A 19,073-nucleotide genomic window follows, 5' to 3' on the forward strand; every position below is an offset into this window, starting at 1 on the left:
TAAGCTTTGCGTCACCCGCCGAATTTTTTACTCGTCTAACAGCACTTCGTACGCGGCTGCGTCCAGCAGACCGTTCAGCTCTGACTCGTCGCTGGCTTTGATTTTGAAGATCCAGCCGCCTGCGTACGGCTCGCTGTTCACCAGCTCCGGGGTCCCTTCCAGCTCGCTGTTCACGGCGATGATTTCACCGCTGATTGGCGCGTAGATGTCGGATGCAGCTTTTACGGATTCAGCCACGGCGCAGTCGTCGCCGGTGCTGACCGTAGAGCCCACTTCCGGCAGGTCCACGAAAACCATGTCGCCCAGCAGTTCCTGCGCGTGTTCGGTAATGCCGACTGTGTAAGAGCCATCGGCTTCTTTACGCAGCCATTCGTGTTCTTTGCTGTATTTCAGTTCATTAGGCACATTGCTCATTATTCTTACCCTCTATCAAGATTTACTGCGCGACGGGCTTTCCGGCGCGAACAAAAACAGGTTTAGTGACTTTTACCGGCATTTCACGGTTGCGGATCTGGACGATGGCCGTATCGCCAATGCTCGCCGGAACGCGCGCCAGCGCAATGCTGTAGCCAAGCGTCGGCGAGAATGTCCCGCTGGTGATGATCCCTTCGCAAACGTTGCCGGATTCATCGGTAAAATGAACCGGCAACTCATTACGCAGCACGCCCTTTTCAGTCATGATCAGGCCAACGAGTTTGTGGGTGCCTTTTTCGCGCTGTGCTTCAAGGGCTTCACGGCCAATGAAATCGCGGTCGGCTGGCTCCCAGGCAATGGTCCAGCCCATGTTTGCTTCAAGCGGGGAGATCCCCTCGTCCATCTCCTGGCCGTACAGGTTCATACCCGCTTCCAGACGCAGCGTATCGCGCGCGCCCAGGCCACATGGCTTGACGCCCGCTTCCACCAGATGTGCCCAGAACTCTGCGGCCTTCTCGTTTGGCATCGCAATTTCATAGCCCGCTTCACCGGTATAGCCGGTGGTGGCGATAAACAAATCGCCCGCCTGCACGCCAAAGAACGGCTTCATTCCCTCCACCGCTTTGCGCTGCTCTTCGCTGAAGAGCGTTGCCGCTTTAGCCTGGGCATTTGGCCCCTGCACGGCAATCAGGGAAAGGTCGTCTCGTACGCTGACTTCAACGGCGTACGGCTCGGCATGCTGGGTGATCCACTCAAGGTCTTTTTCGCGGGTCGCAGAGTTCACCACCAGGCGGAAATAGTCTTCGGTGAGAAAATAGATAATCAGGTCGTCGATAACGCCACCGGAGGCGGTCAGCATCCCGGTGTAGAGAGCTTTGCCCGGCTGGGTCAGTTTGGCGACGTCGTTGGCGACTAAATAGCGCAGGAATTCGCGGGTGCGGCTGCCGTGTAAATCGACGATGGTCATATGGGAGACATCGAACATGCCCGCATCGGTACGTACCGCGTGGTGCTCGTCAATCTGCGAGCCGTAGTGCAGCGGCATCATCCAGCCATGGAAGTCCACCATGCGCGCGCCGCAGAGATTGTGCTGTTCAAACAAAGGGGTCTGTTGAGCCATCTTTTCCTCTTTAACCATCTGGTTTGCACGGCGCTTTTGCGCCCTGCCGTCCGTCAGACGTAACCCGCCATCACCGTCGTTAACGGCGCGACGCAAACGTTACCTTATCGCCTGAACTTACCACTGATATGCCCCGTAAACCATAAGGGGAAACCGGTCATTGCATTAGCTTATGACCAAAACAGGCGAAGCAGCATGCAGAGTATTCAACTGGAAAAATGCGAGGCAGTACGCATAAACCGGAAGTGTTTTCGAAGGAATTTAGAGTTAGCTAACATTTACGACCATTACAGAAACAAATTCACTACATGAATAAAAACATGTCATTAAAAAAAGTAATCCGAAATTTGGCCTGAGATTAGAATTTCTCAAACGAGAGGCGGGCTACCCTTTCTGGGTGTCAGAAAGGGAAATGTGACGGAGTTATCATCCTAATGCTCAAAATATTTCACGTTGCAGCCAAGCGGCCCGACAGGGGTGTGGCCCACGGATGGGCCGAATAAGAGCGCAGCCAACACCGCTGCAACTTGTAGTATGACGAGGATTTAACGAAGCCAGGCGGGCAGATCCTGCAGCCCCATTGCCTGACGAACGAGCTGCGGCTTAACGCCGGGCAAGGTATCGGCAAGCTTCAGGCCGATATCACGCAGCAGCTTTTTGGCCGGATTGCTGCCCGCGAACAGATCGCGGAAGCCCTGCATGCTTGCCAGCATCACCGCGGCGCTGTGCTTGCGGCTGCGTTCGTAGCGGCGCAGATACAGATACTGGCCGATGTCTTTGCCTTCACGGTGCAGGCGACGCACTTCATCAATCAGCTCAGCGGCATCCATAAAACCAAGGTTCACCCCCTGCCCGGCCAGCGGATGGATGGTATGGGCAGCGTCGCCCACCAGCGCAAGGCGGTGCGCCGCGAAGCTGCGGGCGTAGCGCCCCGTCAGCGGGAAGACCTGCCGTTCGCTCTCAGCGCGGCACAACCCAAGTTGCATATCAAAGGCTACGCTCAGCGCCTGATTAAACTCCTCATCCGCTGCCTGCTGCATACGCTCCGCTTCCTGCGGCGGCAGCGACCAGACAATCGAGCACAGATGCGGATCGGACAGCGGCAGGAAGGCCAGAATGCCCTCGCCGTGGAAGACCTGGCGCGCTACGGCCTGATGCGGCTCGGCGGTACGGATAGTGGCCACCAGCCCGTGGTGACGATAATCCCAGAACGTAAGCGGAATATCCGCCTGCTTGCGCAGCCATGAGTTGGCACCATCGGCCCCGATAACCAGGCGTGCGGTCAGCATCGCCCCATCTTTCAGGGTGATGAACGCTTCGTTTTCACCCCAGGCAACCTGCTGTAGCTCAACGGGAGCCATCAGCGTAACGTCCGCGCACTGCTCGGCGCGCTGCCACAGAGCGTGATGAATGACCGCGTTTTCAATAATGTGGCCCAGGTGGCTGAAGCCGTAGGTTTTATCGTCGAAATCGATTTTTCCGAAGCTGTCCTGATCCCAGACTGCCATGCCGTGATACGGCGCTGCGCGGCGCGCAATCTGCGGCCACGCACCAAGGTGGGCCAGCAGCTTTTCGCTGGCAGCGTTTATGGCCGACACGCGCAGGGCGGAAGGTGCATCCAGTGCAAGAGGCTGCGGGAGATGATTCTCCAGCACGGCCACTCGCAGGCCGCTGCCCTGCAAACCACAGGCAACCGCCAGACCCACCATGCCGCCACCAATAATCGCCACATCAACGCTTTGCAAATTGATTCTCCTTTAACGCGCAACCCAACCAAGGGTTCGCTGTGCCAGCACGTCTCGTGCCGGAGTAAAATGTTCCATCGCTATCAGGCCCAGATTGCGGCCAACGACCAGCGGCCCCCAGCGGTTAGCAAACAGCTGCACCAGGCCATCGGTGACGCCGATGGTTGCCGCTTTATCTGCGCTTCGGCGCTGCTGATAATCAGCCAGCACGGGATAGCTGCCGGGATCGAGCTGCGCCTGATGCGCGGCGCTCAGGGTCTCTGCTAGCGACATGACATCGCGCAGGCCGAGGTTAAAGCCCTGCCCGGCAATGGGATGCAGAGTTTGCGCGGCGTTACCGACCAGCGCTACGCGATGCGAAACAGATTGCGTGGCGGTGGTCAGCGCCAGCGGGTAAATATTGCGCGCGCCCGCATGGGTAATTCGCCCTAAACGCCAGCCGAAGGCGCGCTGTAGCTCGTTGCAAAAACGATCGTCACTCCAGTTTTTTACTGCTTCCAGCGCATCCTGAGGATGGCACCAGACCAGCGAGCAGCGCCCGTCGGACATTGGCAACATGGCCAACGGACCATGCTCGGTAAAGCGTTCAAAGGCCCGGCCATTGTGCGGCAGAGCGGTAGTGACGTTGGCGATAGCCGCAATCTGCTGATAATCCTGCTGCTGCCAGACGATGCCGCACTGCGCCGCAAGCGCGGAACGAGAGCCGTCTGCTGCGACGAGCAGTTTGCCTTCCAGCACCGTTCCGCTGTCCAGCACTACGCTTACCCCGCGTTCATCACGCGTAAAGGAGGATACTCGCTCCGGGCAGTGTAATGTTACGCCCGGCGCTTTACGCAGCAGGGCAAAAAGACGCTGGCCGACATTGTGCAGCTCAACCACCTGGCCTAAAGCGCCAATCTGATAATCTTTCGCTTCGAGCGTCACAAATCCGGCGTGCCCGCGATCGCTCACGTGCACGGTGGTAATTGCCGTGGCGCAATCAGAAATAGCAGGCCAGACGCCTATACGGGTCAACTGCTGGCAGGTACCCTGAGCGAGAGCAATTGCCCGGGCGTCAAAACCCGGATGGGCTACAGAGTCTGGTTCAGTGGCTTCGACAAGGTGCACCGGAAGCTTTCCCCCGGTCATATTTGAGATAGCCAGCGCGAGGGTTGCGCCGGTCATCCCCCCACCGACGATAATCACGCTCATAGCTGACGTGCCGCCGCCATCAGCGCTTCAATATCATCCGCAGATTTCACCACGCTCGCCGTCAGGTTTTCGTTGCCGTCTTCTGTGATGAGAATGTCATCTTCAATACGAATGCCGATGCCGCGATACTCCGCTGGCACATCCGCATCCGGTGCGATATACAGCCCCGGCTCAACGGTGATCACCATGCCAGCTTCCAGCACGCGGGAACGATCCGGGCCGTAAGCACCCACGTCGTGAACGTCCAGGCCAAGCCAGTGGCTGAGGCCGTGCATGAAGAACTGGCGGTGAGCGTTATCAGCAATCAGCTGTTCGACATCACCTTTCAGAATGCCAAGCTTCACCAGTCCCTGGACCATAATGCGGATAACTTCGCCGGTCACTTCCTGCATGGAAGTCCCCGGGCGGTAGAGCTTAAGCGCCGTCTCAAGGGATTCAAGAACGATGTCGTAGATGGCACGCTGCGCCGCGCTGAATTTGCCGTTCACCGGGAAGGTGCGGGTGATATCCCCCGCGTACCCTTTGTATTCGCATCCAGCGTCAATCAGCACCAGCTCGCCATCGCGCATTTCACTTTCGTTTTCGGTGTAATGCAAAATGCAGCCATTTTCACCGCTGCCAACGATAGTGTTATAGGACGGAAAACGTGCGCCGTGGCGGTTAAATTCATGAAGAATTTCCCCTTCCAGCTGGTATTCGAACATGCCCGGGCGGCACTTTTCCATCGCACGGGTATGGGCCAGCGCGGTGATCTCACCGGCCCGGCGCATCACGGCAATTTCTTCATCGGATTTAAACAAGCGCTGCTCGTGGACCCACGGACGCCAGTCGGTCAGCGTGGCGGGGGCGCTCAGGTTTTGCCGAGAACCACGGCGCAGTTTGTCGAGCGCGGTAAAGACGATGGCATCCGCATACATATGTTCGCCCTGAGCGTGATAAACCACGTCCAGCCCGTTGAGCAACTGATGCAGCTGCTCGTCAATTTCAGAAAATGCCAGCGCGCGATCTACTGCCAGTTTTTCCGGTGCGGCTTCCTGACCAAGACGACGACCAAACCAGATTTCAGCGGTCTTATCGCGCAGGCGGTTGAACAGCACGCTGTGGTTGTGGGTGTCATCGCTTTTGATAAGCACCAGAACCGCTGCAGGTTCGTTAAACCCGGTGAAGTACCAGAAATCGCTGTTCTGGCGGTACGGATATTCACTGTCCGCACTGCGTGTCGCCTCGGGAGCCGCAAAAATTAGCGCGGCGCTGGCGGGGGCCATTTTCGCCAATAACGCCTGGCGGCGACGGAGAAATTCCTGCTGATTCATCACACCTCCTGAGGCAAAATTTTAGTGTAGCGTCGGCTTACGCACTTCTGGTGCCGTTGGCATCGGACGGGTAAAAGTGTCGTGGCACAACAGCGCCGCAACGCGCACGTACTCAACAATCTCTTCTAAGGACATCTCCAGCTCTTCCTGATCTTCGTCTTCGTCATAGCCCAGCTGGGCTATGTTGCGCAGATCGTCGATGGCTTCACCTGTTTCGCCAGTCACCTTATCAAGCTTAGGCTGGGTGACGCCCAGGCCGAGCAGGAAATGGTTAACCCAGCCGGCCAGCGCGTCAGCACGGTCAAATACCGTGGTTTCATCGCCGTCCGGCAGGTAAAGCTGAAACATAAAACCGTCGTCTTCCAGCGCATCGCCCGTCGCGCCGTGCATCTGGCGCAGGCTGTCAGCGAGGTTCTGGCTGAAGGCCAGGCCTTCGTTGGTCAGGTCGTGGAGCAGCGTTTGCCAACTGGTGTCTTTGTTGCCGCCACACAGCATTCCGCTGATCAGGCCGTGTATTTCTGCAGGCGTCAGGCCCACACCCTGTTGGTTCAAAAGTTGGCTTACGGCGTCGTAGCCAGGCATTGCGTTCTGTATAGACATGCGCATTCGTCATCGTTGGCAGAGAGAGTTCATGTTATGCTACCACCAGGGACCTCGAGGCACCAGAAAAGGGCTTGTATCTTCATAACGGGGTAGCTATAGTGACGCCCCTTTCGTGGCCTGACACAGGTTGGCGAAAGGCAGGCGAGTTAACAGCAGGAAGGTGGCATGTCTGCACAACCAGTCGATATCCAAATTTTCGGTCGTTCATTGCGCGTGAATTGTCCGCCTGAACAACAGGATGCGTTGAATCAGGCCGCAGATGAGCTGAATCAGCGGTTGCAAGATTTAAAAGTTCGCACTAGAGTCACAAATACTGAGCAGTTAGTTTTCATCGCGGCACTGAACATTTGCTACGAGCTGACTCAGGAAAAATCGAAAACCCGTGATTACGCTGCCAACATGGAGCAGCGCATCAAAATGTTACAGCAGACCATTGAACAAGCCTTGCTTGAACAGGGTCGCATAACAGAAAGACAGGGTCCTAATTTTGAATAACGCTTCGCAGTTGTCTATGGTAGAGTAACTGTGAAGTACAAAATTCTCTGAGATGTTTGCAAGCGGGCCAGTCCCCTGAGCCGATATTTCATACCACAAGAATGTGGTGCTCCACCGTCGGTGAGCATGCTCGGTCCGTCCGAGAAGCCTGATGACAGTGACGCTGCATTCACCTTGAACCAAGGGTTCAAGGGTTACAGCCTGCGGCGGCATCTCGGAGATTCCCTCTTTCTACCTGGTCATTTCATATGACACAACGTTCCCTGAGCTCCACACCTCATTTTGCCTCACAGCTTCGCGCTGAAATTCGTCAGACCATACGGCAACGACGCCGCTCCATTACGGATTCCGAACAGCATATCTTTGCACAACGGGCCGCTTCACGCATGCTGGCTTACCCACCGGTAATAAAGGCAAAAAGCGTTGCGCTATTTTTGTCGTTCGACGGCGAGCTGGATACAGATCCCTTGATTCGTGCTCTCTGGCAAGCTGATAAAGACGTTTACCTGCCGGTTCTGCATCCTTTCAGTAAGGGAAGCCTGCTGTTTTTACGCTATGACAAAGACAGCAATCTGGTCATGAACCGCCTGAGGATCCTCGAGCCGAAGCTGGACGTGCGCAACGTTCTGCCGCTGGACAGGCTGGACGTGCTGATAACGCCGCTCGTCGCGTTTGACGAACAGGGGCAACGGTTAGGCATGGGCGGAGGATTTTATGACAGGACGCTACAAAACTGGCAGCGGCATGGCCTGTGGCCAGTTGGTCTGGCGCATGATTGCCAGCAGGTTCCGGCTTTACCAGCGGAGGATTGGGATATCCCGTTACCGGCGGTTGTCACGCCGTCCCGGCTGTGGGAGTGGTAAAAAGGGGATGACCCATTCGCTTATCCGCCCTACGAACATATTCGAATGTAGGGCGGATAAGCGTCAGCGTCAGCGTCAGCCGCGGCAGAGTTAAATCAGTAAAGCAGACGGGCGCGAATAGTCCCCGGAATCGCCTTCATAGACTTCAGCGCCGCTTCGGCAACGTCTTCAGACGCATCAATATCAATCACCACGTACCCCATGTGCGGTGTGGTTTGCAGGAACTGAGCGGCGATGTTGATGCCCTGCTCGGCAAAGATCTGGTTGAGCGCGGTCAGAATCCCCGGGCGGTTCTCGTGGATATGCAGCAGGCGGCTTGTTGTGCCGCTATGCAGCGGCAGGGAAACCTCCGGGAAATTCACAGCGGACAGCGTTGAGCCGTTGTCAGAATACTTCGCAAGTTTACCCGCCACTTCCAGACCGATATTCTCCTGAGCTTCCTGAGTTGAGCCACCAATGTGCGGCGTCAGGATCACGTTATCAAACTCGCACAGCGGCGACACAAACGGATCGCTGTTGGTGGCAGGTTCCGTCGGGAAAACGTCGATTGCCGCACCGGCCAGATGCTTACGCGCCAGCGCATCGCAAAGCGCCGGGATATCGACAACCGTACCGCGAGCGCAGTTGATCAGCAGCCCGCCCGGCTTCATAAGCGCCAGTTCGTCTGCCCCAATCATATTCTTAGTGGATGCGTTCTCCGGCACGTGCAGGCTGACCACATCGCTCATGTTGAGCAGGTCGGACAGATGCTGTACCTGCGTGGCGTTACCCAGCGGCAGCTTGTTTTCAATATCGTAGAAGAAGACGTTCATCCCCAGCGATTCAGCCAGAATACCTAACTGAGTACCAATATGACCGTAGCCGATAATACCGAGTTTTTTGCCGCGAGCTTCGTAAGAGCCAACCGCAAGTTTGTTCCAGACCCCACGGTGTGCTTTGGCATTGGCTTCCGGTACGCCGCGCAGTAACAGCAGCAGTTGGCCAAGCACCAGCTCAGCAACGGAACGCGTGTTGGAGAATGGCGCATTAAAGACCGGCACGCCGCGTTTAGCCGCCGCATCCAGGTCAACCTGGTTGGTGCCGATGCAGAAGCAGCCGACCGCAACCAGCTTTTCAGCCGCCGAAAGAATGTCTTCAGTCAGGTTGGTACGGGAACGTAAGCCGATGAAATGGGCATCACGGATGGCTTCTTTGAGCGCATCGCTGTCCAGCGCGCCTTTGTGATACTCGATGTTGGTGTACCCTGCCGCGCGAAGATTATCGACCGCCTTCTGGTGTACGCCTTCCACCAGCAGGAATTTAATTCTGTCTTTTTCGAGTGATACTTTTGCCATTTCCCGACCCTATTTAGCTAGCTGTGTTGTACTGCCTGTAAGTTATCCTTCTGTCAAAATATCAAAATCTACGCTATGGGCAATATGAACGATTGCGTCGATGGACTGGCGGGAGAGAAATAAACGGCAGGAGTTAGCACAAAATGCTGGCGGGGTGAGAGAACCAGGAATGAATCACAGGTGGTTTACAGGAATGTGACATATGTCACCAAATTTGCCGTTAAAATAAATTGTCAGAATTTAAACGGTTTTTGGGGCGCTGAGTGCGCCCCGGTCAGATCATTTTATGATAGTTTTCACGCCGTCCGCCGTGCCGATCAGCGCAACGTCCGCGCCTCGGTTAGCAAACAGACCGACGGTCACCACGCCCGGCAGCCCGTTAATCGCATTTTCCAGCGCGATCGGGTCGATAATGCTCAGGCCATAGACGTCAAGAATGATGTTGCCGTTGTCGGTCACCACGCCCTGACGGTACTCCGGGCGACCGCCCAGTTTAACCAGCTCGCGAGCGACGCAGCTGCGGGCCATGGGAATCACTTCAACAGGTAGCGGAAAGCTGCCGAGCACATCAACCTGCTTGGAGGCGTCGGCGATACAGATAAACTTCTCGGCAACGGAGGCGATGATCTTTTCACGGGTCAGCGCTGCACCACCGCCTTTAATCATCTGCATCTGGCCGTTGATTTCGTCCGCGCCGTCCACATAGATGCCCAGAGAATCAACTTCGTTAAGGTCGAAGACGGGAATGCCCAGGCTCTTCAGCTTAGCGGTGGAGGCATCGGAACTGGATACCGCGCCATCAATCTGGTGTTTGATGGTCCCCAGAGCGTCAATAAAGTGTGCGGCGGTTGAGCCGGTGCCCACGCCAACAATGGTGCCCGGCTGCACGTACTGGAGCGCTGCCCAACCCACTGCTTTTTTCAGTTCATCCTGCGTCATGGTTATTTGCCTGTGCTGTGAAAACTGACGCGCATTATAGTGCAACCGCCGTGAGATTGTCCCCGCCATTGGGAGAACTCATCCGATCTTTGTGGATTTGGTCTGGATTGAGTGCAAATTTATGTCATAGTGCTGGCAAAGCAAAAACAGAGGTCAGCAACAACAATGAAACGCCCGGACTACAGAACGCTACAGGCGCTGGATGCGGTTATTCGTGAACGAGGGTTTGAGCGCGCGGCGCAGAAGCTGTGCATCACACAATCAGCGGTGTCACAGCGCATCAAGCAACTGGAAAATATGTTCGGCCAGCCATTGTTAGTGCGCACCGTTCCGCCACGCCCGACCGAGCAGGGACAGAAACTGCTGGCGTTACTGCGTCAGGTGGAGCTGCTGGAAGAAGAGTGGCTTGGCGATGAGCAAACCGGTTCCACGCCTCTGCTGCTGTCGCTGGCGGTCAACGCCGACAGCCTGGCAACCTGGCTGCTTCCCGCTCTTGCACCGGTGCTGGCCGACTCCCCCATCCGCCTGAATCTACAGGTCGAAGATGAAACCCGTACTCAGGAACGCCTGCGTCGCGGCGAAGTGGTCGGGGCCGTTTCCATTCAACCCCAGCCGTTACCGAGCTGCCTGGTTGATAAATTAGGCGCGCTTGATTATCTGTTCGTTGGCTCGAAAGATTTTGCTGCTCGCTACTTCCCGAACGGCGTCACGCGTTCTGCATTGCTCAAAGCGCCAGCCGTCGCCTTTGACCATCTTGACGATATGCACCAGGCCTTTTTACAGCAGAACTTCGATCTGTCGCCGGGCAGCGTGCCTTGCCATATCGTGAACTCGTCGGAAGCCTTTGTGCAGCTGGCTCGCCAGGGCACCACCTGCTGTATGATCCCGCATCTGCAAATCGAAAGGGAGCTGAACAGCGGCGAGCTGATTGACCTGACGCCGGGTCTGATGCAGCGGCGTATGCTGTACTGGCACCGGTTTGCGCCGGAAAGCAGAATGATGCGTAACGTCACGGACGCGCTGCTGGAGTACGGACACCGGGTACTGCGCCAGGACGCAGAATAGGAAAAGGCCGCTTATGTTAGCGGCCTTTTTTGTCGGATGGCGCTTACGCTTATCCAACCTATTTTTTTATAAAAATTACTTTGCGGCTTCGCCCTGAGCGCGGTCCAGCTCAAACACCACGTCTACCTGATCGTCAAACTGAATGGTCTGCTGATCGTAGGTATCCTGCGCGGAAACAGGCGCTGCGGCATCGGCCTTCATCATCCGTACCATTGGCGCAGGCTGATAGTTAGAAACGTGATAGCGCACGCTGTAGACCTGACCCAGCTTGCTGTTAAAGCCCTCGGCCAACAATTTTGCCTGACGGGTCGCGTCGCTAATCGCTTCTTTACGCGCCTTGTCCTTGTACTGCTCCGGATCTGCAACGCCCAGCGAGACGGAGCGGATTTCGTTCAGGCCGGCCTTCAGGGCGCCGTCCAGCAGCTCATTCATTTTGTCGAGCTTGCGCAGGGTCACTTCCACCTGGCGTACGGCACGGTAGCCTTTCAGCTGCGTTTTGCCGTCTTTCAGGTATTCATATTCTGGCTGGGTGCGCAGGTTAGCCGCATTGATATCTTTCTTCTCAACGCCGCTCTGCTGCAGGAAAGTCAGGTATTGCGCAACGCGGTCATCAGCCTGTTTTTTTGCTGAGGCCGCATCTTTGGCGGAGACGTTTACTTCGATAGCGAGCGTGGCAATATCAGGAACGGCATCGACGCTGGCGGTGCCGGACGTGACGATATGCGGGCCGTTTGGCAGCTCGTCGGCCAGCGCCGGCAGCGTACCAAATCCTACTAAAGCGGCTAATGCCAGGGTCTTAAACTTCACTGTAATTCCTCCATGCTACGTTCCACTGTCATTGCGCCCGACAGGCTCGCGGGCGTATGGCAGCAAGCTTAGCCTGGAATGGTAACTTGTCTATCGGATAAAGGCCAATTAACCCACCAGCGCCGAAATGTGCTTGACCCCATCCCACGCCAACTGAGAAGCGATAAACCACATCACCAGCCCCACGGCACCGTTGATTATTCGCTGAGCTTTTGCCGTCCGCAGACGAGGCGCCAGCCACGCGGCGAGTATAGCCAGACCGTAGAACCACAGAATCGACGCGCTAATCGTTCCCAGCGCAAACCAGCGTTTTGGTTCGGCGGCCAGCTGCCCACCGAGGCTACCCAGTACGACGAAGGTATCGAGGTAGACATGCGGATTAAGCCAGGTAACGGCGAGCATAGTGGCAATGATTTTCCAGCGCCCTTGCTTCATCACCTCCGCCGTTGCCAGCTCCACGCTGCTGCTCATCGCCGTGCGCAGCGCCCCCCAGCCGTACCAGAGCAGGAAAGCAACGCCGCCCCAGGTGACCAGCGCGAGCAGCCACGGCGACTTCATCAGGATGGCACTGCCGCCGAAGATCCCACCGCAGATAAGCACCAGGTCGCTTAGCGCGCAGAGCGTGGCAATCATCAGGTGGTACTGGCGGCGGATGCCCTGGTTCATCACAAAGGCATTCTGGGGCCCAAGAGGGAGAATCATGGCGGCACCTAAAACAAGCCCTTGAAAGTAGTAAGATATCACGAGGATTTTCTCTTCATTATTTAGCAATTAGCGAAGAGTTTAAGTCGGAAGAATCATTAGAGGAAATGGATAATTTTAATGGTTTATCAGAATTTCTAATGATGAACGGGTCAGCGAAGCTGACCCGCCAGGCTTACTGCGGCGCGGGTTCTTTCACGCGTTTAAAGTTGACGTCCATCTGCGGATAAGGAATGCCGATGCCGTTGGCATCCAGCGCTTTCTTAACGCGCTCCAGCACGTCCCAGTAGACGTTTTGCAGATCACCACTGTTGCTCCAGCAGCGCACCACAAAGTTCACCGAGGATGGACCCAGTTCGTTAAGACGCACGGTCTGCTCACGGTCCTTCAGGATGCGGTCATCGCTGCTGATGATATCGGTCAGGATCTGCTTCACCTGGTCGATGTCCGCGTCATAGGCCACGCCGATGATAAATTCATTGCGGCGCACAGGCTCGCGGGAGAAGTTAATGATATTGCCGGCGATGATTTTACCGTTTGGCACCACAACGATTTTGCCGTCTACGGTACGCAGGGTGGTTGAGAATATTTGCACATTAAGCACGGTGCCCGCGATACCGCCCAGGTCGACGTACTCACCCGCCCGGAACGGACGGAAGGTCACCAGCAGCACACCCGCCGCGAGGTTTGAAAGCGACCCCTGTAGGGCTAAACCGATGGCCAGACCTGCGGCACCAAGCACCGCAATTACCGAGGCCGTCTGCACACCAACTCGCCCAAGGGCGGCAATCAGCGTGAAGGCTATAATCCCGTAGCGGACCAGGGCGGAGAGAAAATCCGCTACCGTGGCATCGATGTGCCTTGCGCGCATGACCCGGTTAATCGCACCTGATACCATGCGGGCAACAATCATCCCGACGATAATAATGGCAATGGCCGCCACGATGTTGACCGCATAACTCAGCAGTAACGCCTGGTTGCGCGCCAGCCAGCCTCCGGCACTGTTGATACTGTTTACTACGTTAAGATCTTCCATTCACAGCTCCTTGTTTTGTAGCGAAATGGTTGCCTGAACCATAAGTCAGACTCTAAAGGGTAAACAAAAACAAGCGAATGTGCCAAGTCGGTCACAAATCATGACTCGCGATCGCGAATAAATGAACAAAAAAAACCCGCACAAGGCGGGTTTATCGAACTAGTTGCGCTTTAACTTACAGAACGTCTTTCGCGTTCAGCTCGTTGAAGGCCTGCTCCAGACGGGTGATCATAGAGGTCTGTGCAGCACGCAGCCATACGCGTGGATCGTAGTATTTCTTGTTCGGCTGGTCTTCGCCTTTCGGGTTACCCAGCTGACCCTGCAAGTAAGCTTCGTTTTCTTTGTAGTAGTTCAGGATACCTTCCCATGTTGCCCACTGGGTGTCGGTATCGATGTTCATTTTGATAACGCCGTAGCTTACGGAGTCTTTGATTTCCTGTGCAGAAGAACCGGAACCGCCGTGGAAGACGAAGTTCAGGGAATTGTGCGGCAGGTTATGTTTCTTAGAAACATAATCCTGGGAATCACGCAGGATGGTTGGGGTGAGAACCACGTTGCCTGGCTTATACACACCGTGCACGTTACCAAAGGAAGCAGCGATGGTGAAACGTGGGCTGATCGCGTTCAGCTTGGTGTACGCGTAGTCAACGTCTTCTGGCTGAGTGTACAGAGCTGATGCATCCATATGGCTGTTATCTACGCCATCTTCTTCACCGCCGGTGCAGCCCAGTTCGATTTCCAGAGTCATGTCCATTTTGGCCATACGAGCCAGGTATTTGGAGCAGATCTCGATGTTTTCTTCCAGAGACTCTTCGGACAGGTCAATCATGTGGGAAGAGAACAGTGGCTTACCGGTAGCAGCGAAGTGTTTCTCACCCGCGTCCAGCAGGCCGTCGATCCACGGCAGCAGTTTTTTAGCGCAGTGGTCGGTGTGCAGGATGACCGGCACGCCGTAATGTTCGGCCATCTGATGAACGTGGTGCGCGCCAGAGATAGCACCCAGAATTGCTGCACCCTGAGGAATGTCGGTCTTCACGCCTTTACCGGCAATGAAAGCGGCACCGCCGTTAGAGAATTGAACGATAACTGGAGCTTTAACTTTTGCAGCTGTTTCCAGAACGGCGTTGATAGAGTCGGTGCCCACGCAGTTAACGGCTGGCAGAGCGAAGTTATTCTCTTTCGCTACCTGGAAAACTTTCTGTACGTCATCACCAGTGATTACGCCTGGTTTTACGAAATCAAAAATCTTAGACATGGTTGTTTGTCCTGTATCGTCGTATCGTTTGTGCCGCCTAAGGTCGTCTACGGGCGGCAAGAAATCAACGGGCAGGATAACCCTGCCCGTAATTATTACTTCTTAGCGCGCTCTTCAAGCATCGCTACTGCTGGCAGGACTTTGCCTTCCACGAATTCGAGGAATGCGCCGCCGCCGGTAGAAATGTAGGAGATCTTGTCGGAGATACCGAACAGGTCGATAGCCGCCAGGGTGTCACCGCCGCCTGCGATAGAGAACGCTTCGCTGTCTGCGATTGCGTTAGCAACGATTTCGGTTCCTTTACGGAAGTTAGGGAACTCGAATACGCCAACCGGGCCGTTCCACAGAATGGTTTTCGCGTTTTTCAGGATATCGGCCAGCTTCTGGGCTGAGACGTCGCCCAGGTCCAGAATCTGCTCTTCATCTTTGATGTCGTTTACAGATTTCAGGGTAGCGGTAGCGGTTTCAGAGAACTCGGTCGCAACGCGAACGTCAGTTGGAACCGGGATATCACAGGTGGTCAACAGGCGCTTGGCTTCATCAACCAGATCTGCTTCATACAGGGATTTACCTACGTTGTGGCCTTGAGCGGCAACGAAGGTGTTCGCGATACCACCACCAACGATCAGCTGGTCAGCGATTTTGGACAGGGAGTCCAGCACGGTCAGCTTGGTAGAAACTTTAGAACCGCCAACAATAGCTACCATTGGACGAGCGGGTTCTTTCAGTGCTTTACCCAGCGCGCTCAGCTCTTCAGCCAGCAGAGGGCCTGCACAAGCGATATCAGCAAATTTGCCTACGCCGTGAGTAGAAGCCTGTGCGCGGTGCGCGGTGCCGAAAGCATCCATCACAAATACGTCACACAGGGCAGCGTATTTCTTAGACAGGGTTTCGTCGTCTTTCTTTTCGCCTTTGTTGAAGCGAACGTTTTCCAGAACGACCAGCTCGCCGGCGGCAACTTCAACGCCGTCCAGGTAATCTTTCGCCAGGCGAACTGGGGAAGACAGTTTGTCTTTCAGGTAGTTAACAACCGGCAGCAGAGAGAATTCTTCGTTGTACTCGCCTTCGGTTGGACGACCCAGGTGAGAGGTAACCATCACTTTCGCACCCTGCTTCAGAGCCAGTTCGATGGTTGGCAGAGATGCACGAATACGTGCGTCAGATGTCACTTTCCCTTCTTTAACCGGTACGTTCAGATCGGCACGGATCAGAACACGCTTACCAGCCAGATCCAGATCGGTCATCTTAATTACAGACATGGTGAATCCTCTCGTTGATTCTTAAAGTTTTGCGGGCGCATTCCACGCCCTACCTGAAACCACTTGCAGCCATGACTAACGTCGTGTCGAGCATTCGGTTAGCAAAGCCCCATTCGTTATCACACCAGACCAGAGTTTTAATCAGGTGTTGCCCACTGACCCGGGTTTGCGTGCCGTCAACAATGGCACTGTGCGGGTCGTGGTTAAAATCAGTCGAGACCAACGGTAATTCCGTATAGTCAACTATACCATGAAATGAATCCTGTGCCGCTTTTTGCAGCAACTGGTTGATTTCATTTGCATTCACTGCATCCCTCACCGTTACGCTTAAATCGATGGCGGTGACGTTAATTGTCGGGACACGGACCGCAATCGCCTCAAAACGATCGTTAAATTTCGGGAAGATGCGGGCGATGCCAGCGGCAAGGCGCGTGTCTACCGGAATGATCGATTGGCTGGCAGCGCGGGTACGCCGCAGATCCGGATGGTATGCATCTATTACCTGCTGATCGTGCATCGCGGAGTGGATGGTGGTCACCGTCCCCCATTCAATGCCAAAGGCATCATCAAGCAACTTGATAATCGGGATTATACAATTCGTGGTACAGGAGGCATTTGAAACAATTCGGTGGCTGGCCTGCACTTCGTGGTGGTTAACGCCGTAGACCACGGTTGCATCGAGATCGTTGCCGCCAGGATGGGAGAAGAGAACTTTTTTGGCCCCGGCTTCAAGATGGGCTACGCCATCCGCGCGGGAACCAAAGACACCGGTACAGTCCAGCACTACGTCTACGCCCAGTTCACGCCACGGCAGCGCCGCAATTGTCGGTTCATGCAACAACCGGATGGCATCGTCGCCGACCCAGAGCTGGTCACGCTCCTCGCGCACGTCCCAGGCAAAGCGACCATGGCTGGTGTCATATTTCAACAGATGCGCCATACCCGCAGCATCAGCCAGCTCATTGATTGCTACCACGGTGATTTCCGCACGGCGACCGGATTCGTACAAAGCACGTACCACGTTGCGCCCAATGCGACCGAAGCCATTTATTGCGATGCGTACGGTCATATCTCTCCTGCCAGATATCCCTGAATAGAAGTGGCTGACAGAGTAATCCAGCCGCCCTTCCAGGGGAATCCTCGCACTCACGAAACTGCAATTGACTGCTTATTTGTCGAACACTTATTCGACTGAAACGCTTCAGCTATGGTAGGCGAAAGCAGGAATAAAAGGAATCTACGCCCGGCCAGGAAGCACATTTATCTGATCCACGTCACACTTTATCCCGAGCGGGCTCTGGTATCAGGAATAATTCCTGCGCGGCAATGGCTCTCGGCAATTTAATTATAAACTATATAATAATCACGATAATAGTATTCGTAGGTTACTATAACCCCATCAACAATAACGCATACAGGTGATGTTATGACCTTTCTTCCTGCGGGTTATCTGATAACCGACGTTTCGCGGCTGGCACGCCAAATCTTCTTCCAGCGCCGCACCGACAACCAGCTTACCCAGTCCCAGGGCCGGGCTATTGGGCTGCTCTCCCTGAACGAAGGCATTCGCCAGGTTGAACTGGCCGAGCTGATGGACCTGACGCCAATGAGCGTGATGCGGGTTGTCGATCAGCTGGTCGAACGCGATCTGATTGAGCGCCGTCAGGACTGCAAAGACCGCCGGGCATTTTTACTTTACCTGCGCCCCGCCGCCCACCAGCAGCTGGCGCAGATTAAAAAAGAGAGTGAAGCGCTATGGCGGGAAGTGCTCAACACCCTTGAGCCGGAGAAAATCGAAGTCTTTGTGCAGGCACTTGAAGAGGTTCGTGAAAACCTGTCCGCCATCAAGCATCGCCAGAACTAACACTGTCGCGCCCGGCTACGGGGCGCGCGCAACCGTGAGTACCCACCATGAACAGAACAAAACTTCGTTTGATTTTACTGTTGGCTATTCCTGCCATTTTTGTCGTCGCCGGTAGCGCCGTCTATTTGCACGGAGGCCGCTACATCGAAACGGATAATGCCTACGTGAAGGCCGATAAAACCAGCATCAGCGCAGAAGTCGACGGCCGCGTAATTAGCGTGCCGGTCATAGAAAACCAGCACGTGAACAAAGGTGATCTGCTCTTCAGCATCGATCCAAAGCCCTTCCAGCTGGCCGTTGAACAGGCACAGTCCGACCTGAAAAATACCGTTATCGATCTGAAGACCATTAAGTCGCAGTACCAGAGCAAGCTTGCCAACATCCAGGTATCGCAAAGTCAGTATGCTTTTGCAGCCCGCCAGGAAGGACGCGAGCGCCGCCTGGGCGGCAAAGGATATGTTTCCGCAACCGATCTTGATAGCGCGCATCAGAAAACGCTGTTTATGGCGCTGGAAGTGAACATGCTGAAAAAGCAGCTAAATGAAGTGGTCGACAGTTTTGGCGGCGATATTTCAGCCCCCGTTGAGCAGCACCCGCGCTACAAGAAGGCGCTGGCTACGTTAAAAACTGCGCAGAACAATCTCGCTCATGTGAAGGAATACGCGCCAACGTCGGGGACCATCACCAAAGTCATCCATCGCGGCGAATATGTTCAGAATGGCACCACGGCGATGCTGCTGGTCTCCGACCATAACCTCTATGTCGAAGCGAACTTTACCGAGAAAGACCTGACCAACATCCGCGTGAATCAGACCGCTGACATTGAGGTGGATTATGCGCCCGGCGTGACCTGGCACGGCAAAGTGATGAGCATCAGCCCGGCAACAGGCGCGGAGTACTCGGTCATTCCGGCAGAAAATGCCACCGGCAACTGGGTAAAAGTGACCCAGCGCGTGCCAGTCCGCATTAGCGTAGAAACCGCAAGTAATATGCCGCAGCTGCGCGCCGGGCTTAGCGCCGATATCAGTATTGATACGCATCACACACGCCATCTCGCCCTCTAAAGGA

Annotated in this window: 19 protein-coding genes and 1 other RNA gene; 6 read left to right on the forward strand and 14 right to left on the reverse strand. The window is 55.2% G+C overall.

Annotated features, from left to right (window positions below):
* Positions 1-27 precede the first annotated feature (27 nt).
* The 6 genes from gcvH to ACA108_18020 form a co-directional block, all read right to left on the reverse strand.
* A complete protein-coding gene (gene gcvH / locus ACA108_17995; GenBank protein ID XEX95215.1) occupies positions 28-414 on the reverse strand; it encodes a glycine cleavage system protein GcvH in 387 nt (128 codons plus the stop codon).
* Between the two features lie 22 nt (positions 415-436).
* On the reverse strand, positions 437-1,534 hold the full coding sequence (gene gcvT, locus ACA108_18000; protein ID XEX98154.1) for a glycine cleavage system aminomethyltransferase GcvT: 1,098 nt from the start codon (positions 1,532-1,534) through the stop codon (positions 437-439).
* Positions 1,535-2,079: 545 nt separating this feature from the next.
* Positions 2,080-3,279, reverse strand: coding sequence for an FAD-dependent 2-octaprenylphenol hydroxylase (gene ubiI / locus ACA108_18005; protein XEX95216.1), 1,200 nt, complete (start codon positions 3,277-3,279; stop codon positions 2,080-2,082).
* A gap of 12 nt (positions 3,280-3,291) precedes the next feature.
* Positions 3,292-4,470, reverse strand: a complete 1,179-nt coding sequence (ubiH, locus tag ACA108_18010; GenBank protein ID XEX95217.1) for a 2-octaprenyl-6-methoxyphenyl hydroxylase — start codon at positions 4,468-4,470, stop codon at positions 3,292-3,294.
* Complete coding sequence (pepP, locus tag ACA108_18015) at positions 4,467-5,783, reverse strand: Xaa-Pro aminopeptidase (protein ID XEX95218.1); 1,317 nt, start codon at positions 5,781-5,783, stop codon at positions 4,467-4,469. Before pepP ends, ubiH begins: the two co-directional genes overlap by 4 nt.
* A 21-nt stretch (positions 5,784-5,804) precedes the next feature.
* Positions 5,805-6,383: a YecA family protein gene (locus ACA108_18020; protein XEX95219.1), complete on the reverse strand. Its 579-nt coding sequence runs from the start codon at positions 6,381-6,383 to the stop codon at positions 5,805-5,807.
* Between the two features lie 168 nt (positions 6,384-6,551).
* On the opposite strand from ACA108_18020, the gene zapA reads away from it, so the two are divergent.
* The 3 genes from zapA (at position 6,552) to ACA108_18035 (ending at position 7,744) form a co-directional block, all read left to right on the forward strand.
* Positions 6,552-6,881, forward strand: coding sequence for a cell division protein ZapA (zapA, locus tag ACA108_18025; GenBank protein ID XEX95220.1), 330 nt, complete (start codon positions 6,552-6,554; stop codon positions 6,879-6,881).
* Positions 6,882-6,922: 41 nt separating this feature from the next.
* Positions 6,923-7,106: non-coding RNA, 6S RNA (ssrS, locus tag ACA108_18030), on the forward strand.
* Between the two features lie 23 nt (positions 7,107-7,129).
* Positions 7,130-7,744, forward strand: a complete 615-nt coding sequence (locus ACA108_18035) for a 5-formyltetrahydrofolate cyclo-ligase (protein ID XEX95221.1) — start codon at positions 7,130-7,132, stop codon at positions 7,742-7,744.
* A gap of 95 nt (positions 7,745-7,839) precedes the next feature.
* On the opposite strand, the gene serA is transcribed toward ACA108_18035, so the two are convergent.
* Both serA and rpiA read right to left on the reverse strand, forming a co-directional pair.
* Positions 7,840-9,078, reverse strand: a complete 1,239-nt coding sequence (gene serA / locus ACA108_18040) for a phosphoglycerate dehydrogenase (protein ID XEX95222.1) — start codon at positions 9,076-9,078, stop codon at positions 7,840-7,842.
* 279 nt (positions 9,079-9,357) lie between these two features.
* Positions 9,358-10,017, reverse strand: coding sequence for a ribose-5-phosphate isomerase RpiA (gene rpiA, locus ACA108_18045; GenBank protein ID XEX95223.1), 660 nt, complete (start codon positions 10,015-10,017; stop codon positions 9,358-9,360).
* A 165-nt stretch (positions 10,018-10,182) separates the two neighbouring features.
* Between rpiA and argP the strand changes: the two genes are divergently transcribed.
* Positions 10,183-11,082 carry a DNA-binding transcriptional regulator ArgP gene (argP, locus tag ACA108_18050; protein ID XEX95224.1) on the forward strand — a complete coding sequence of 300 codons (900 nt, stop codon included), beginning with the start codon at positions 10,183-10,185 and terminating at the stop codon, positions 11,080-11,082.
* Between the two features lie 75 nt (positions 11,083-11,157).
* On the opposite strand, the gene ACA108_18055 is transcribed toward argP, so the two are convergent.
* The 6 genes from ACA108_18055 to epd form a co-directional block, all read right to left on the reverse strand.
* The gene (locus ACA108_18055) at positions 11,158-11,889 is read right to left on the reverse strand and encodes an oxidative stress defense protein (protein ID XEX95225.1); all 732 of its coding nucleotides are present in this window, start codon (positions 11,887-11,889) and stop codon (positions 11,158-11,160) included.
* Positions 11,890-11,997: 108 nt separating this feature from the next.
* The gene (gene argO, locus ACA108_18060) at positions 11,998-12,633 is read right to left on the reverse strand and encodes an arginine exporter ArgO (protein ID XEX95226.1); all 636 of its coding nucleotides are present in this window, start codon (positions 12,631-12,633) and stop codon (positions 11,998-12,000) included.
* A 133-nt stretch (positions 12,634-12,766) separates the two neighbouring features.
* Complete coding sequence (gene mscS, locus ACA108_18065; protein ID XEX95227.1) at positions 12,767-13,627, reverse strand: small-conductance mechanosensitive channel MscS; 861 nt, start codon at positions 13,625-13,627, stop codon at positions 12,767-12,769.
* A gap of 175 nt (positions 13,628-13,802) precedes the next feature.
* Positions 13,803-14,882, reverse strand: coding sequence for a class II fructose-bisphosphate aldolase (gene fbaA / locus ACA108_18070; protein XEX95228.1), 1,080 nt, complete (start codon positions 14,880-14,882; stop codon positions 13,803-13,805).
* A gap of 95 nt (positions 14,883-14,977) precedes the next feature.
* Positions 14,978-16,141, reverse strand: a complete 1,164-nt coding sequence (gene pgk / locus ACA108_18075; GenBank protein XEX95229.1) for a phosphoglycerate kinase — start codon at positions 16,139-16,141, stop codon at positions 14,978-14,980.
* Positions 16,142-16,190: 49 nt separating this feature from the next.
* Entirely contained in the window at positions 16,191-17,210 is a 1,020-nt protein-coding gene (gene epd / locus ACA108_18080) for an erythrose-4-phosphate dehydrogenase (GenBank protein XEX95230.1), read from the reverse strand.
* A gap of 357 nt (positions 17,211-17,567) precedes the next feature.
* Here epd and ACA108_18085 point away from each other — a divergent pair, with 357 nt between their 5' ends.
* Both ACA108_18085 and ACA108_18090 read left to right on the forward strand, forming a co-directional pair.
* Complete coding sequence (locus ACA108_18085) at positions 17,568-18,005, forward strand: MarR family winged helix-turn-helix transcriptional regulator (protein XEX95231.1); 438 nt, start codon at positions 17,568-17,570, stop codon at positions 18,003-18,005.
* Positions 18,006-18,052: 47 nt separating this feature from the next.
* Positions 18,053-19,069: an HlyD family secretion protein gene (locus tag ACA108_18090; protein XEX95232.1), complete on the forward strand. Its 1,017-nt coding sequence runs from the start codon at positions 18,053-18,055 to the stop codon at positions 19,067-19,069.
* The last annotated feature ends 4 nt before the right edge of the window (positions 19,070-19,073 follow it).

This window comes from Dryocola sp. LX212 (assembly GCA_041504365.1).
Lineage (GTDB): Bacteria > Pseudomonadota > Gammaproteobacteria > Enterobacterales > Enterobacteriaceae > Dryocola.